The 16688-nt window shown below is 42.2% G+C and carries 18 protein-coding genes; 9 read left to right on the top strand and 9 right to left on the bottom strand.

The window, feature by feature from the left end; genetic code table 11:
• Positions 1-120: 120 nt before the first annotated feature.
• The 3 genes from cbiE (at position 121) to IM319_RS04150 (ending at position 2772) form a co-directional block, all read left to right on the top strand.
• The gene (gene cbiE, locus IM319_RS04160) at positions 121-1353 is read left to right on the top strand and encodes a precorrin-6y C5,15-methyltransferase (decarboxylating) subunit CbiE (RefSeq protein WP_287734740.1); all 1233 of its coding nucleotides are present in this window, start codon (positions 121-123) and stop codon (positions 1351-1353) included.
• Positions 1354-1701: 348 nt separating this feature from the next.
• Positions 1702-2334, top strand: a complete 633-nt coding sequence (locus tag IM319_RS04155; protein WP_287673095.1) for a Uma2 family endonuclease — start codon at positions 1702-1704, stop codon at positions 2332-2334.
• 93 nt (positions 2335-2427) lie between these two features.
• Entirely contained in the window at positions 2428-2772 is a 345-nt protein-coding gene (locus IM319_RS04150; protein ID WP_287734739.1) for a hypothetical protein, read from the top strand.
• Between the two features lie 249 nt (positions 2773-3021).
• Here the strand turns inward: IM319_RS04150 and IM319_RS04145 are convergent, their stop codons facing one another.
• From IM319_RS04145 to psb30, 7 genes are all read right to left on the bottom strand, one after another.
• Positions 3022-3729: a hypothetical protein gene (locus IM319_RS04145; RefSeq protein ID WP_287734738.1), complete on the bottom strand. Its 708-nt coding sequence runs from the start codon at positions 3727-3729 to the stop codon at positions 3022-3024.
• A gap of 37 nt (positions 3730-3766) precedes the next feature.
• Positions 3767-4393 (bottom strand): hypothetical protein, encoded by a 627-nt coding sequence (locus IM319_RS04140; RefSeq protein WP_287734737.1) that lies wholly within the window; start codon positions 4391-4393, stop codon positions 3767-3769.
• Positions 4394-4479: 86 nt separating this feature from the next.
• Positions 4480-6924, bottom strand: coding sequence for a phosphoenolpyruvate synthase (gene ppsA, locus IM319_RS04135; protein WP_287734736.1), 2445 nt, complete (start codon positions 6922-6924; stop codon positions 4480-4482).
• 365 nt (positions 6925-7289) lie between these two features.
• A complete protein-coding gene (locus IM319_RS04130) occupies positions 7290-7544 on the bottom strand; it encodes a UPF0175 family protein (RefSeq protein WP_287080239.1) in 255 nt (84 codons plus the stop codon).
• A gap of 73 nt (positions 7545-7617) precedes the next feature.
• On the bottom strand, positions 7618-9066 hold the full coding sequence (locus IM319_RS04125) for a M16 family metallopeptidase (RefSeq protein ID WP_287734735.1): 1449 nt from the start codon (positions 9064-9066) through the stop codon (positions 7618-7620).
• A 203-nt stretch (positions 9067-9269) separates the two neighbouring features.
• On the bottom strand, positions 9270-10826 hold the full coding sequence (locus IM319_RS04120) for a M16 family metallopeptidase (protein ID WP_287080232.1): 1557 nt from the start codon (positions 10824-10826) through the stop codon (positions 9270-9272).
• A 642-nt stretch (positions 10827-11468) separates the two neighbouring features.
• Positions 11469-11588 carry a photosystem II reaction center protein Ycf12/Psb30 gene (gene psb30, locus IM319_RS04115; RefSeq protein WP_002736367.1) on the bottom strand — a complete coding sequence of 40 codons (120 nt, stop codon included), beginning with the start codon at positions 11586-11588 and terminating at the stop codon, positions 11469-11471.
• Positions 11589-11762: 174 nt separating this feature from the next.
• On the opposite strand from psb30, the gene IM319_RS04110 reads away from it, so the two are divergent.
• From IM319_RS04110 to IM319_RS04085, 6 genes are all read left to right on the top strand, one after another.
• A complete protein-coding gene (locus IM319_RS04110) occupies positions 11763-12101 on the top strand; it encodes an ArsR/SmtB family transcription factor (RefSeq protein WP_287080225.1) in 339 nt (112 codons plus the stop codon).
• A 104-nt stretch (positions 12102-12205) separates the two neighbouring features.
• Entirely contained in the window at positions 12206-12931 is a 726-nt protein-coding gene (locus IM319_RS04105) for an MIP/aquaporin family protein (protein ID WP_287734734.1), read from the top strand.
• Between the two features lie 25 nt (positions 12932-12956).
• Complete coding sequence (arsH, locus tag IM319_RS04100) at positions 12957-13577, top strand: arsenical resistance protein ArsH (protein ID WP_287080219.1); 621 nt, start codon at positions 12957-12959, stop codon at positions 13575-13577.
• A gap of 102 nt (positions 13578-13679) precedes the next feature.
• The gene (gene arsC, locus IM319_RS04095) at positions 13680-14075 is read left to right on the top strand and encodes an arsenate reductase, glutathione/glutaredoxin type (RefSeq protein WP_286824759.1); all 396 of its coding nucleotides are present in this window, start codon (positions 13680-13682) and stop codon (positions 14073-14075) included.
• A gap of 14 nt (positions 14076-14089) precedes the next feature.
• A complete protein-coding gene (locus IM319_RS04090; protein ID WP_287080216.1) occupies positions 14090-14332 on the top strand; it encodes a thioredoxin family protein in 243 nt (80 codons plus the stop codon).
• A gap of 26 nt (positions 14333-14358) precedes the next feature.
• Complete coding sequence (locus IM319_RS04085; RefSeq protein WP_287080214.1) at positions 14359-15342, top strand: permease; 984 nt, start codon at positions 14359-14361, stop codon at positions 15340-15342.
• Positions 15343-15344: 2 nt separating this feature from the next.
• On the opposite strand, the gene IM319_RS04080 is transcribed toward IM319_RS04085, so the two are convergent.
• Together IM319_RS04080 and IM319_RS04075 are read right to left on the bottom strand one after the other, a co-directional pair.
• A complete protein-coding gene (locus IM319_RS04080; protein ID WP_287734733.1) occupies positions 15345-16226 on the bottom strand; it encodes a universal stress protein in 882 nt (293 codons plus the stop codon).
• A 133-nt stretch (positions 16227-16359) separates the two neighbouring features.
• Positions 16360-16560 carry an NblA/ycf18 family protein gene (locus IM319_RS04075; protein ID WP_002739006.1) on the bottom strand — a complete coding sequence of 67 codons (201 nt, stop codon included), beginning with the start codon at positions 16558-16560 and terminating at the stop codon, positions 16360-16362.
• Between the last annotated feature and the right edge of the window lie 128 nt (positions 16561-16688).

Here is a 16688-nt window from a genome sequence, read left to right as displayed (position 1 = left end):
TCATCGGCGGTGGTGGTCATAATTTTTCCTCTGAATTAACTTGGCACTAACCCGATTATATCTTGTTTGAAGGATAGAGCCTGATGGCAGATAATGAAATAGTAGCGATTTTTTTTTAATATGGCGGATCGCAATTGTAAGTCGAAATGGCTATCGATCATAGGAATTGGTGAAGATGGCTTAGAAGGGTTAAGTTCAGTGGGGCGAAGTCTGCTTTCTTTAGCATCAGTTATTGTCGGTGGTGAACGTCATCTGGCAATGTTACCCCCAGAGGATCAACGGCAAAAACTGCTCTGGACTTCTCCCATTCAAGACTCTGTGAACGAGATTATCCGCCGTCGTGGTCAATCCGTCTGTGTTTTGGCCAGTGGTGATCCCATGTGCTACGGAATTGGTGTCACCCTCACCCGTCAGATTCCCCTTGAGGAAATGACGATTATTCCCTCTCCTTCTAGCTTTAGTCTTGCCTGTAGTCGTTTGGGTTGGTCCCTGAGTGAAGTAGAAACTTTGAGTTTGTGCGGCCGTCCTCCGGCTTTGTTAAATGGGGTGCTTTATCCCGGCGCTAAACTGCTGGTACTGAGCGCCGATGCCGAGACTCCTGCGATCGCTGCTCGGCTTCTAACCGAGGCAGGTTTTGGCGAAAGTTCCATCACGGTTTTAGAACATCTAGGGGGAACCCAGGAACGCCACATTCAAGGCATCGCCAACGATTGGCAGTTTACAGATCTGGCAGATTTAAATGTCATTGCCATTAGCTGTATCTCCTCCCATCCTCCTACCCGGGCGCCGCGCCTTCCCGGACTGCCGGATTCTGCTTACCATCATGACGGACAGTTGACAAAAAGAGAAGTTCGTGCTATCACTCTGAGTACATTGGCTCCCCTACCCGGACAATTGCTCTGGGATGTGGGAGCGGGTTGTGGTTCCATTGCCATTGAGTGGCTGCGTAGCGATCGCCGTTGCCAGGCTATTGCGATCGAACATCATCCCACCAGATTACAATACATTGCCGATAATGCCGCCGCCTTGGGAACGCCCCACCTGCAAATCGTCGCCGGAATTGCACCGAGCGCCTTGGCAGATTTACCGCCACCGGACGCTATTTTTATTGGTGGCGGTATCACCACACCCCACCTATTGGAAACCTGTTGGTTAGCGCTGCGCCCCGGGGGTCGTCTTGTTGCTAACACTGTTACAATTGAAAGTGAATTAGTCCTCTTGCAATGGCATAGTAAATTAGGAGGGGAACTGCTGCGAATTGGCATTGAAAAAGCCGAACCGGTCGGTAAGTTTTTAGGTTGGAAAGCAATGGCCACCGTAACCCAGTGGACTGTTGTGAAACCGAGATTGTAAATCCTTAATTTTGTCCTTGATCTCTCTTGCAAAAGTTGTCAATAGAACTTTTTGCTCTAATTTCTCTTCTTCTGGACTTTGTCGATAGACTAAACCGCCACTCATCCTCTTGTCCTAATTCCAGTTGATAGTCTTATTATAATTATAGTTCCCAAAATTAGACAAAAATTTTCTAGGAACCAACGAAATTTTCAATCGTTATCATCAAAAAAATTAAATCTTTATTGTCCAATGCACAAGTTATACTATTTGTCAATATTTTTGTCCTAATTGCCACATAATACAAATGCTCGCTATAATAGAATTAAGTTGTTGACATTTTCTAGTTTTCACTTTTTACTTAGTCTTATGGTTTCGCAACTAGATAAAACTAACGTCACTGAAATCATCTACCCCGATAGCGATGGTCAACCCCTGGCCGATAATACCCTGCAATTTCGTTGGATTACGACAATTAAAACTAATTTAGACTGGCTATTTCGCGAGCAGTCTGATGTCTTTGTTGCGGGGGATTTACTCTGGTATCCTGTGGAAAATGATAATAAACTGCGTCAAGCACCGGATATTATGGTAGTTTTTGGGAGACCAAAAGGGGAAAGGGGTTCCTATCGACAATGGTTAGAAAATAATATTAGTCCCCAGGTGGTTTTTGAAATCCTCTCTCCGGGTAACACCCTCACGGAAATGGCCAAAAAACAGCTATTTTATCAGCGTTATGGGGTTGAGGAGTATTATCTTTATGATCCCCATAAAAACGATGCCAGTGGTGGGATAAGAGGCGAAAATCAGCTAGAAATTCTGGAAACTCTCGATAATTGGGTTAGTCCCCGTTTAGGAATACGGTTTCAGTTAGGAGAACCGGAAATGTTGCTTTTTTATCCCGATGGACAAGCTTTCACTAGCTATAATCAGGAAAAACAACGAGCGGAACGATTGGCAAATAAACTGCGGGAATTAGGCCTTAATCCTGACGAAATCTAGGTTTATCTCTTGACCGCAGTTTAAAGTTAATCTTTGTTAAGAGACAACTAAAAAGATGAAGTTAGTTTAGTTGAATTAGTACAAAAAAAACTGATGTTTAGGGATAATAATGTAGATGAAATTACGCAAAATTTTTATAGTATTTATGGCTCTATTGAAGGGCATTTAGTATCTATTAATATTGCCAATCGTCAAAAGATAAAGATGGGGATTCGTAGCCTAACTGATAACAAAATTATTAAATGTTTTTTTCCTGAAGAACTTTTTGAACAAGCTAGAGAAGCATTAGGAAAAAGAGTTTATGTTTTTGGGTTAATTCGGCAGTATTTGCATGGAGAAAAAATCAATATTCAAGTGCAGGAACTGAAAGTCTTTCCTGAAAAATCTGCATCTTCTTCTTTGTCTAATATTATCAATTCAATTAGAGGTGAGTTTTGAAAAAAAAGCCCACTGAAAAGCATTATTGTGATTCGGGAATATTTATCCGCTTCTTGAATGAAGAACCCCAGTATAAAGATTGGTGGCTCTCTTGGACATGGGGTGGAAAAAGCATAATTCGATACATCCTTTACTGATGTGTACCTTTTAAGTCCTTGATATACTTGGTTCTTGCGGCTCATAAGCTGGTTTTATCACCACAACCCCAAGAGAGCCAGATTGGTGATAATCTCAAAATGAGCTATTACATTATTTTTCATCAATAGCATTTATTAAACTTTCATTAATTGTTTTTAAAGAGCTTACAAAAGTTTGATTTGCCTTATCTAGTGCCTGACATAGCTCAGAGCCTGCATTATTTTGAGAGCAAAATTTCCTATCATCATCATAACTCTCCATAAATTTATCTCGGTCTGCTATTAATACATTCAGATCAGCAAGATCACTAATTAAACTGTCTAACTCTTTTGAAACTTTTTCTGAGTTAGTAGATGAATTTGAGTAATTAAATGCTTCAATCGTATTAACCAAAATCATTTTATTGCTGTTCAAGTCATAAATGGTTAACTTTGTTAGGTGATTATATAGAGTTGAGCAAGATTCTGAACCAATTAATTTACTATCATTATTAGATTCCGAGCTTTCGCAATCCTCTCTAATTTCAGTAATTGCGGTCTTTGAATCTGCCTCCTTTACTTTTCCTGCCAACTGATATAATAAGAGGAAGTATTGAGACATTTTTTTTGTAAATTCATCACGTTGACTGGTAAGCATACTAACATCAACACGAGAGATACTTTCCTTTCTAGCTTTTTGATTTTGCTGATTTTGAATCAAGACTTGAAATGAAGCTAAAATAAGACCAGTAATTAAGGCAAAGATTAAGTTTTGCAAAACTATAATTGCAAATTCTTTACTTCTTAGCCATCTATAAACTTTGTTTTGTTTCTGTTTCATGACTAAACTCCCTTAAATTTTTTAATAAAAATAAATGCTAGTTTGGATTGCCACACTGAACTACATCCTTAGAAAATTGGGCATGAGGTCTTAGCAGTAAAGAGAAATTGGAATTATATGACCTTTCTTCAATAGAGAAACCCCAAGAGTAACCTTTACTAGGATGAAATTCCTCAGCTCTTCGATGAAACATTAGCAGTGTTCTTCCAGGTACTTGATAAGTATAAAGATTTTCACTTCCCCTTGTGATTCTTGAATTAAATTTCCTTCTTCCATCCCACTCAAGAACAACAAGAATAGATTTACGTTTTGAATAGTCTAAATGCGGACGCGGAGAGTTGATATAGTTTGTCAGAATATTATAAAAAGACTCGCTCAAGTTGACATCGCACACTCGCCCTTCTTGAAGAATGGCTGTATGTTTTGGCTGTGTTGAACGAAGTTGTGCGATGTCAATATTTTGGTTGTCCAATAGTCTTGGACAACTTTTATCTAGGGCATACCCGCCTTGACAAACTCTTCCCTCATCGACGAATATTAATGTTACTTTCATTTGTTGTAATTGTGGACGTGTATTTCGAGGCAAAGTAGAATACTGAACAAAAAAAACACTTCCAAAGCAAGTTAGTATGAAAAATAATTGTTTCCAAATAGTTTTGTTCATGATTACACAAATTTATTCTTTATGGTTCATTAATTGCATATGAAGCTAGAGAGGCTATCAACCTCCCTAACTTACCTAATTACTGATTAGCCTTTGGCTTTTTCTACCTCAGCAATCCGTAAAATGGTTTTCAGCACCGAATCAGGATTAAGACTGATAGAATCGATGCCTAATTCCACTAAAAATTGAGCGAATTCGGGGTAATCACTGGGGGCTTGACCACAGATACCGATTTTGCGATTATGGGCTTTAGCGGTTTCAATGGCCATTTTCACCATGCGTTTAACTCCCTCATTCCGTTCATCAAAAAGATGGGCAACTAGGGCAGAATCCCGATCTAATCCTAAGGTTAATTGGGTCAAATCATTAGAACCGATCGAAAATCCGTCAAACACCTGAGCAAATTGGTCAGCAAGAATTACATTACTTGGTAACTCACACATCACATAAACTTGCAAACCATTAACCCCGCGTTCGAGACCATTTTTCGCCATTTCTTCGAGGACTCTCATCCCTTCTTCGGGGGTACGACAGAAAGGAATCATCGGAATCACATTAGTTAATCCCATTTCTTCCCGTACCATTTTCAGCGCCCGACATTCCAAAGCGAAAGCTTCGCGATAATTAGGATCAGTATAACGGGAAGCACCGCGCCAACCGATCATCGGGTTTTCTTCCTTGGGTTCAAAGGGTTTGCCACCCAATAAATTAGCGTATTCATTGGATTTAAAATCGGACATCCGCACAATTACATCTTTGGGGTAGAATGCGGCTGCAATCATGGCAATTCCCCGGGCCAATTTATCGACGAAAAATTGGGGTTTATCCTCGTAGTGTTTGGTTAATTCGGCGATTTGGTCTTTTACGTCCCCTTCTTCCAATTCGTGGAATTTCAGCAAAGCGCTGGGGTGGGCCTGAATATGGTTAGCGATAATGAATTCTAGACGCGCCAAACCGACACCTTGGGCAGGAATATCGGCAAAAGCGAAGGCTTTTTCGGGATTACCGATATTCATCAGGATTTTTGTCCGAGTTTCGGGCAAATTATCCAGGGGAGTTTCGCGAATTTCAAAGGGTAGCAATCCGAGGTAAACTTTCCCTTCATCCCCTTCCGCACAGCAAACGGTGACTTCCTGACCGGTTTTAATCGTTTCCGTGGCATTATTGCAACCCACGATCGCCGGAATGCCCATTTCTCGCGCGATAATAGCGGCATGGCAAGTACGACCACCTTGATTAGTAACGATCGCGCTTGCTTGTTTCATAATCGGTTCCCAGTCGGGATCCGTGCGATTGGTGACGAGAACTTCTCCCGGTTTAAAGTTGTTGATTTTATCGACACTGAGGATGACTCTGGCTTTTCCTTGACCGATTGCCGCACCTACACTCCGTCCCACTGCTAAAACGTCACTTTTTTGCTTAATTTCGTAGGATTTAAGGATATTAGCGGCTTTTTGCGATTGTACGGTTTCTGGACGCGCCTGAACGATAAAGAGTTCTCCCGTGATCCCATCTTTTGCCCATTCGATGTCCATGGGGGTGTAGGTTCCGCGCACTTGCGAGTAATGTTCCTCGATTTCGGTCGTCCAACGGGCTAAAGTAAGGATTTCTTGGTCATTAATGCAGAATTGATCCTGTTCTAGCTTGTTAACTCGGATATTCTTGGTTAGACGCGATCCTCCATCATCGTAGATCATCTTGATCGCTTTACTGCCGAGGCGTTTGTCGAGGATGGGTTTGTAGCCGTTTTTAAGAGTGGGTTTAAAAACTAGATATTCGTCGGGGTTAACAGCGCCTTGCACGACATTTTCCCCTAAACCGTAGGCTGCCGTGATTAAAGCGGCATTTTTGAACCCTGTTTCCGTATCGATGGAAAACATCACCCCAGAGGTGGCTAGATCTGAACGCACCATTTTTTGGACACCGACGGAAAGGGCGACGGCAAAGTGATCGAAACCGTTATGATGACGGTAGGAAATAGCGCGATCGGTGAATAAAGAGGCAAAACATTTATGGCAAGCTTCTAAAACTCCCCTCACCCCTTGGACGTTGAGATAGGTTTCCTGCTGTCCGGCAAAACTCGCTTCTGGTAAGTCTTCGGCAGTGGCGCTCGAGCGAACGGCCACATCGATGGAATGATAGAGATCATCGCCATAACGTTCACAGAGTCGGCGATAGGCAATAGCGATCGCATGACTTAAATCATCGGGGAAGGGTGTATTTAAGATTAATGTGCGCGCTTGTTTACCTTTTTCTTGCAAGTTCTGCACATCGTTTTCGTCTAAATCTTGGAAAATTTGTCTTAATTGTGCGTCTAGTCCGGCTTTTTCGACAAATTGATGGTAAGCGTAAGCGGTGGTGGCGAATCCTGTGGGGACATTAATCCCTTTCGGGGTTAATTGTTGGATCATTTCGCCTAAGGAGGAGTTTTTCCCACCGACTAATCCCACATCTTTACTATCTACTTCTTCAAACCACAGAATTAATGCTTGTTCTCTAGAGGTTCTCGCAACATCTTGTAGTAGCATCATAAGTATTTTTACCTCTGTACTTTATACTTTCAGTTTAACGAGATACCATCTTCAAAAACCCTTGAGTTTGATATTTATTTACAAAACTCTTAATAGCAAACTCAGCCACTATCACCCTATCTCTAAAGGGTTTAATTGTCTAGCTTTTTATACAAAAATTAATACATTATTCAGGGATCTCAACAGTAATTTTCCTCAATGATAGCCTTAGTTATCTCAAAATAGTTACAGCAGTTATCTCAATGGTGAGATAGGAAGTTTTCGTTTTGGGGAGTCGGTCGTCAGCAGTCAGGAGTCAATACCAAATTAGGTTATACTTTTTTTTATGAGAAGGGCTGTAATTTAGCAATACGTCACCTTCAGTTTTAGGCATTTTCAAGGTCTGATAATAGTTCTTCTTCTGTTAAGTTAATCATCGCTACGCCAAAATCGGTCAATCTCAATAAAAAATTAACCCTATCCACTCCTAATAAATTGGCAGCCATACCCGATGAAATACGTTTCATCTCAAAGAGTTTTACTACCATAACCCAGGTTGCTTCTCTCTCGAATTCCTCGCGGGTTTTTTGAAGAAAGTCGGGTAAATTTTCAGGATAATTTATTGTGAGTTGTAAAGTCATATCTCGTGCTATATTTATCTCATTTTTTTAGGTTGGATTTCACCTAGTTTAGCTCCATCCAACCTAGATTTATTTATAGTTGTGTAATGGTGACATCAACAGTTTTAACCGTAGTTCCCAAACTGGATAAGGGAGGTTGAATTTCCTGTTCATTACCCACTACTAGAGTCACAATTTGATTCGGTTGTAGATATTGTTGTGCCACTCGTTGAATATCGGCAATTGTCACACCTTTTACCGCTTGTTGATAACGGAAGATAAAATCTTGGGGATAACCATAGTATTCATACGTCATCAATCGCGATAAATTTTGAGCAGGTTTCTCAAACTTAAAAACAAAAGAATTGAGAATAGCATTTTTAGCATCTTCTAATTCTTTTGCGCTTACGGGTTGATTGCGAAGGCGCTCGATTTCGCCTAAAATTGCCTTAATAAAAGGTACGGTGGCATCGGTGCGAGTTTGACCTCCGGCAATAAATAAACCGGGATAATCATAACGACTATTCCAGATACCATAGACAGAATAAGCTAATCCTTGACGGGAACGTACTTCATTAAATAAACGACCACCAAAACCGCTTAAAATCTCATTTAATACCGTTAAAGCGGGATAGTCGGGACTATCCAAACGACCCCCAAGATGACCTAATAAAACGCTACTCTGGGTTAATTGGGGTTGATTGACGACAAAGACACCTTGAAGATTTTTTTGGGTTGCAGAAGGGGTGACAATTTTAGTGGCAGTGGCGGGATTTTTCCAATCGCCAAAAGTTTTATTGATTAATGCTTTCATCGACTGAGAATCAAAATCACCGACAATTCCTAAAATTATTTGGTCGGGACGGACATAGGTACGATAAAAATCGATTAAATCCTGACGGTCAATATTAGCTAAAGTGCTATATTCTACAGTACGAGCGTAGGGGCTATTATCACCATAGACTAGCTTGCGGAACTCCCGACTAGCAATATCATCGGGATCATCATTACGTCGGGCAATCGCCCCTTTTTCCTGAACTTTGGCTAATTCTACCCTCTGATTTTCAAAAGCTGGGGAACGCAAAACCTCGGCAAAGAGATTAAAAACTGTTTCTAAATCTTCACTAAGAGCGCTAAAACTAGCAGTTCCAGCGTTAAGATCGATCGAGGTTTCTACTAGGGCTGCTCTTTGTTCTAATAATTGATTTAAGACATTAGAAGGATGTTTTTCGGTGCCACCACTACGCAGCACGGTTCCAGTAATATCAGCTAATCCGACTTTTTCCCCGGATTCTAATCTTCCTCCTGTGCGAATCATCGCCGTACCACTCACTAACGGTAAGCTCCGATCCTCCATTAAATAAACCACCATACCATTATCTAGTTGATAGCGCTCGTATTGGGGAACTGTCACTTCAGGAAGGGGAGGAAAAGTTAAATCGGTAAAATGTCGCGGAGTTTGGGCAATTGCCGGGGAACGAAAAGCTAGGACACCTATCAGGGTGATAACTATTAAACCTAGCCATTGGAAGCGTTTTTTCATGATTATATTTATTTTAGGTGTTGGGTGTTAGGGTGTTAGGGTTTTAGGGATTTCAGTTATCAGTTATCAGTTATCAGATTGCAGTTTTAAGTAGACAGTGTGTAGGAGAATTGCTGGATTATTTCTTTTGCCTCTTGCCTTCAGAAGCTGATTACTGTTTACTGTTCACTGCTGACTAAAAAATTCCCTATCTCCCTATCTCTCTATTTCGGTAAAATTCGGCCAATAGTGCGATTTTCGGGGGTAAAAGTCTCTTTAGCCACCCGTTGAATATCGGCTGCGGTGACAGCATTATAAGCATCTAATTGGGCGAATAAATTACGCCAATCGCCGGTTTTTACCTCGTATTCAATCAAGGATCGCGCCATGCCCATGTTAGAATCAAGACCTCTTAATAGGGCTGCCCGTAGTTGATTTTTAACCCGTTCTAATTCCTGTTCCGAAACCGGTTCATTTTTCAATCTTTCCAATTCTAAATTCAAACCCTGCGCTACTTCCTCCACACTGGCATTAGGAGCGGTAAGAGCATAGAATAAGAGCAAATTCGGGTATTTATCTCCCGGAAAGCCGTTAAATCCCTGAGCAGCGAGGGCAAGTTGTTTGTCCTCCACTAAAGCTTTATACAGTCGCGAAGTTCTTCCTTCACTCATTAAAGTGGCGATAACCTCGTAAACCGCATGATCGGGATGATTGAGGGCGGGACGATGGTATCCTTCTAAATACCAAGGCTGCGAGGCTAATTTTAGGGTAATTTCCTTTGTTTTGGTTTGGTCCGGTTCCACTACTGTCACCTGTGGGGGTTTTGGTTTAGCGGGAAAACGACCAAAATAAACTTTAGCTAACTGTTTGACCTGTTCTGGGTCCACATCCCCAGCGATAGCTATGGTTAAATTACTGGCAGCATAAAATTTATCGAAAAAGTTTTGGATATCTGAGGGTTCCAGATTGCGAATATCTCGATCGTAGCCGATAACGGGACGTTTGTAGGGATGGACAGTATAAGCTTGATCGAGAAAAGCTTCGATTAATAAACCCAAGGGGCTATTATCCGTCCGCATCCGTCTTTCTTCCAGAATTACGTCTTTTTCTTTGTAAAATTCCCGTTGGAACACTGGTTCTAAAAATCGTTCCGATTCCAAAGACATCCACAATTCCAATTTATTCGACGGGAAGCTGTAAAAATAGCTGGTTGCATCGGTGGAAGTGGTGGCATTTAAACCGACTCCCCCCTGAGTTTCGACGATTTGCCCGTATTCGTTGCGTTGGACGAATTGCTCGGACTCTGCCCTCGCTTGTTGAAATTCTGCGGTTAATTTAGCCACTTCTGCGCTTTTACCCGCTTTTTTGGCCGCTTGCAGTTCTTTGTCTATAGCTTCAAGGCGATCGAGGACTTTTTTCTCGCTAAGATAATCGGTAGTACCGATGGTTTTTGTGCCTTTAAAGGCTAAATGTTCCAAAAAGTGAGCAACTCCTGTTTTACCGTCCGGTTCATCGGCACCTCCCACGTCCGCATAGGTGACAAAGGAAATAACCGGGGCATCGCGATTTTCGAGGATAATGAATTTTATTCCGTTATCGAGGCGAAATTCGGTAATTTTTTGTTGAAATTGCTTAAGGTAGGGGGTAATCGATTGCACATCGGCTGATTGCTCTTTCGCTTGGGCAAGAAGGGGTGAGAAACTCCCAAAACCCCAAAACACAAGGAAAGCGAGCCAAAAGCCGATGAAAGCCCGATAATAGGGGTTATTTTTAATGACCATGGATAGTTTTATCAGATATCGTGGGAGCGAGAGATCGATCGCTATGTTCGATCTTAGCAGTCGATTCTTAGGAGAGGGGGAAATGGGATGCTTTTTTCAGTGATCAGTAAACAGTAATCAGTTATCAGTGGGGAAGTGGGGAAGTGGGGAATTGGGGAAGTGGGGAAGTGGGGAGACCACTTCGTGCGCGACGTTCGGCGATGCTCAGTCGAGCCGTTGCGGGGGGAAGTGGCAATGGGGGCTTTTCGGTAAACAGTAATCGGCGTTGTCAAATTGAAAGATGATCCGAATCAGTACCGGAACTGAAATTACTTTGATAACAAGGATTGCATTGCATCTTTCATATTCTGATCTGACAACGCCCAGTAATCAGTAATCAGTGAACTGAAAACTCACATCACCCCGCGTGCAACTATATTTTTAGTCTTGATTTACAAGGCTTTCAGAAATCAGCAGAGATAAAGTATCCTCTGGAACCCTACCCTGATTCTGTCGTTTTTAGTTGCACATCGCGTCACATCTGATAACTGATGACTGATAACTGATGACTGATAACTGACTCCCGACTTTTAGACAAAAAATCTCTCCCTAGAGAGGAGAGAAGTCAAAAAAGCACGAATAACAATGGGTGGGAGGCGGTTTTTATAGGTCGCCCCCACGAAAAGCTAGTAGGAAAATGACAAAGGGGCCAGCTAACATGATTAGCGCCACGAAGGTGAGTTGAAAAATAGGTTCTAAATTGAGAGCCGCAAATAATTCCATGATGTCTCCTAACCTGTCTACAATGATTTTAAGGGCTAATCTGGTCAAAACCATTGTCTATAATACAGGGGATGATTCGCTGGTTTTCCTGATTCGATACAAAAATACATAAAGTTTTGTTGCAATTCTGAATTTTTCCGCTTTCCTATTTCCTTCCCACTAGGGGCAATCTCAATGTTCAACTCTCTGGCCACATCTCCCAACTCGTTAACCCAGATTTATACTGGTTTTCAGGCACTCTCGGATCCCCTGCGACTGCAAATTCTGCAACTTTTGCGACATCAGGAATTATGCGTTTGTGAATTGTGCGACCATCTCGATATCGCCCAATCTAAATTATCTTTTCACCTAAAAACCCTAAAAGAAGCCAATTTAGTCCGCAGTCGTCAAGAAGGTCGTTGGATCTACTACAGCCTAAATCTATCTCAATTTCTTCTCCTAGAAGAATATCTATCCGAATATCGTCGTTTTGCTGCCCTCGTCCCCGCTCGTACCTGCGGAGAAAATCAGTAACCAATCAAGATTTTTAGAAATATTAAATCTTTACAAATGGCTTTTAAACTTGACATATCAACTTTTGTTGATATATTATCGGGTTATTCGATCGATTGTCTGTTATGCCGAAACCCTTCTTGATCGAGCTTTTGAGTCAAACTCGCTCATCTTTTCGTCTCTTAAAACGGTCAGGTGTGCGGGAATGTCTAGCGGAATGTTTGGGGACTTTTATCCTGATTTTCGCGGGAACAGGGGCGGTAATGGTCAATCAAATCAGCAATGGTGCAATTACCCATCTCGGGGTCAATATGGTTTTCGGTGCCATGGTAGCAGCCCTGATTTATGCCCTTGGTCATATCAGTAAGGCTCATTTTAACCCCGCCGTGACCCTGGCCTTTTGGACAAGTGGCTTTTTTCCAAAATCTTGGGTAATTCCCTATATTATCGCCCAGTGTCTCGGTGCGATTCTCGCTTCTGCCACTCTTGTGCTTTGTCTGGGTCGAGTGGGAAATTTGGGCGCAACTCTGCCTTTACAGGGAAATTGGGGACAAGCTTTCTGTATTGAAACCATTCTCACCTTTATTCTCATGCTGGTAATTTTAGGCTCTGGTTTAGACCGTCGCGCCCCTATTGGTTTTGCGGGGATTGCTATCGGTTTAACCGTAGCCCTAGAAGGAACTTTTATGGGGCCGATTACCGGTGCCAGTATGAATCCAGCGCGTTCTCTGGGGCCTGCTTTCGTGGCAGGAATTTGGCAACACCATTGGGTTTACTGGATAGCACCGATTTTAGGCGCTCAATTAGCTGTAATTATTTACGGCCTACTATCCGATGGTTTCCGAGACTGAAAATAAATTCTGCTTGTTGGTAATCATGATCCAATCGACTCACAAACCAAGAATTCTTTTTCTGTATGGTTCTTTGCGGCAACGTTCCTACAGTCGTTTATTAGCAGAAGAAGCTGCCAGAATTATCACTGAATTGGGGGCAGAAGTGCGCTTTTTTGATCCCCGTGAATTGCCGATTTATGGCAGTGTTCCCGATACTCATGCCAAAGTACAGGAATTGCGAGAATTAAGTCAATGGTCCGAGGGTCAAGTCTGGTCATCTCCCGAACTTCACGGTAATATTAGCGGCATTATCAAAAACCAAATTGATTGGATTCCTTTAAGTATTGGTGCGGTTAGACCTACCCAAGGCCGCACTTTAGCAGTCATGCAAGTAAGCGGAGGTTCCCAATCTTTTAACGCGGTTAACACTCTGCGAATTCTTGGTCGTTGGATGCGAATGTTTACTATTCCTAATCAATCTTCTGTGGCTAAAGCTTATCAGGAGTTTCATGAGGATGGCACGATGAAAGATTCCCCCTATCGAGATCGAGTTATTGATGTGATGGAGGAACTTTATAAGTTTACCATTCTCCTGCGAGATCAGGTAGATTATCTGACTGATCGCTATAGTGAAAGGAAGGAAAAAGCGAAAAAACGGTGTTAGGAGTTGGGTGTTGGGGAAGATGTTTCTTAATCCCTATCCCCTATCCCCCATCCCCTATCCCCTATCCCCTATCCCCTAATTAGATTTCTAGGAGTTAAAATCATGAAAAAAGTTATGTTTGCCTGTAGAAAAAATTCCTGTCGTTCCCAAATCGCCGAAGGTTTCGCTAAAACTTTAGGCGCGGGTAAAATTGCCGTCACCAGTTCCGGATTAGAAGCGGCCAAAGTTCACCCCGGAGCAATCGAAGTTATGCAGGAAATTGGTATCGATATTACTGACCAAACTTCTAAACCAATTAGGGATTTTAATCCCGAAGATTACGATGCCGTTATATCCCTATGTGGTTGCGGTGTCAATCTGCCGGAAGGATGGGTTTTACAGGAAATTTTCGAGGATTGGTTAATTGATGATCCCGATGGTCAACCCATGGAAACTTTTCGCCGAGTTCGCGATGAAATTAAGGCTAAAGTTGTCGGATTAATCGAGCAATTAAGTTAAGGAGTTTGACAGGTATGAATACTATCAATCTGGAAATTTTGGGGACAGGTTGTAAAAAATGTCAGCAGTTAGAAGCTAATGCTAAATCGGCTGTCACCGCTCAAGGTATCACCGCTCAAGTATCCCATATTACCGATCCGATCGAAATTGCTAAACGGGGTGTAATGTCCACCCCCGCTTTAGTAATTAATGGTAAAGTGGTTAGTAAAGGTCGGGTTTTATCCCCCGAACAAATTCAATCTTTATTACCGCAATAATTCTCTTTTTTCGGGGTAATATAATTATGTTTGACCCCTTCTATCCCTTTGATTGGTTAGCGACGCAATTAGTAACGAGAATCTTTGGTTTATCCCTTGATTATTCCCTCGGTTCGTCGCTACGTTTCTTCTTCTACGATGTACCAAAAGTTCTGACATTATTGTTAACAATTAGCTTTTTTGTGGGAACTTTGCAAAGCTTTCTCGATCCGGGTAAAGTCCGTAATTTCTTGGCAGGAAAATTCAGCTTTTTGGGTAATATTTTGGCGGGTTGTATTGGTGTTATTACCCCCTTTTGTTCCTGTTCTGCTGTACCGTTATTTATTGGTTTCCTAGAAGCGGGGGTCCCTTTGGGAGTAACCTTTTCCTATCTAATTTCTGCTCCGATGGTTAACGAAGTGGCGGTAATTTTACTTTGGGGTTTATTCGGTTTCAGAGTGACTTTATTGTATATTGGCTTTGGCTTAATTTTAGCGATTATTTCCGGTTATATTATCGGTCAATTAAAACTAGAAAAATGGGTGGAACCTTTTGTCTGGGAATTACAAAAAAGTTATCAACCTCAAGAGGAAGACGAGGAACTAGCTCTGACTTGGAAACAACGTTTTCAACAGGGACAATATCAAGCAGTAGAAATCTTTAAATCCGTGTGGTTATATGTGGTGATTGGTATTGCTGTGGGTGCGGTAATTCATGGTTATGTTCCTGCCGATTTTATCGCTAATTGGGCAGGAAAAAACAATCCCTTTGCTGTGCCTTTAGCAGTGGTGATGGGAGTGCCATTATACGCTAATATTGCGGGAGTTTTACCCATAACGGAAGCACTGGTTAGTAAGGGCATTCCCCTGGGTACAGTCCTAGCTTTTACTATGGCTGTTACTGCCCTATCTTTACCGGAAATGATTATCTTGAGAAAGGTGTTAAAAATCCCCCTCTTAACAGTGTTTATCTCCCTTGTCACCGTCGGTATTATCGGGGTGGGTTATTTGTTTAACCTGTTAGGAATTTGAGCCTATCCCTTCGGTGAGAAAAATAATAAGGGGAACCACAGTTGATGAAGAATATCTTCATTAATCCGACGCACTGCTAACCATTCCAACATATTAGAACGATGGGAAGTGGCTACAGCGATCGCACTGATATCATTTTCTTCTGCTGCTGTCAAAACTTCTAATACAGGTGTTCCTTGTCGCACTTCGCTCTGTACTTGCAAACCGAGTTTTTCTAGTCGCACTTGCACCGATTCTAATTGCTGACGGGCATCATTTAAGCGACATTCGGTGACACCGGGATCGCGACTGATATTTTCCACTACCCGGAGGAGAAGACATTGCTCAAAAGAGCCGGGGGAGCGAGTTTGAGCGTATTTTTCTATCTGTTCAATTAGATAAATCGCGTCGGAACTGCCATCGTAGGGAATTAATAAATGTTTCCAGAGATGTTGACAGCGCAGGGCCAATTCATCGCGAGTATAAACTGATAATAATTGCGGTCGGAAAATCAGCAGCGGAATATCGGTAATACCTGCGATCGCTAAACTGGTACTACCGAATAATTTTTCTTGGACAGCACCGCGCATGGGATTTCCCATCAAAATCACGTCAATAGAGTGATTAGCGAGGACTTCCCGCACGGCATCCACGGGACGACGGTTAGAGATTTCGACAATAACTGTCATACCGTCGGGAATATTTGCTAAAGCTGGGGCTAATTTTTCTTTGGCCGCGTCAATTTTCGCTTGATCTACGGCAGCGAGGGTGGGTTGTTCCCAAACCGGAATACTGTGGAGGAAGATAACTTGTTTTAAGCCGCTTAGGGCTAAGTGTGGCACACAATGGACAAGACGATGGAGACCATCGAAAAGATCTGTACAGATCAAAGCGCGCTCGAACATAAATTAACCCCTTGCAATTCGGTTATTCTTCCCTAAGAATAGCTAAAAAGGTGAAGAAATGCGCCCCGCATCCCTAGCTCGTTTCCGGAGAAACCCAGCCGGAGAAAGAGGTCGCCCGCAGGGGTGAAATGAGTTATTGGGGAGCCCAGGGATTAGAATCTAGACCCCACTGGTGTTTGAGAAAAGCTTTGTACATATTTTCTCTGACCATCATTTGTTCGTAGAGCTTGATCAGGAAATCCTGCGCTTGCTCCTGACTCATTTTTTCTACCTGAGTCTGAAAAGAACGAATGTTGAACTGTTGTTCTAAGGAAAGTTCGATCGGTTGAGACATGGTGTTCCTCCTTGATGAAGGCAGTGGTTGATAACAAGCGAGATCGGTGATTGGTAGCACCTTTTTTAACTAATGTAACAAATACTTGACAAAGTGTCAATGTATCTGTAGAGAGGGTTTTGCTTTTT

It is taken from the genome of Microcystis sp. M113S1 (assembly GCF_020246945.1).
Taxonomy (GTDB): domain Bacteria; phylum Cyanobacteriota; class Cyanobacteriia; order Cyanobacteriales; family Microcystaceae; genus Microcystis.
This window is presented reverse-complemented; position numbering and strand designations above follow the sequence as displayed.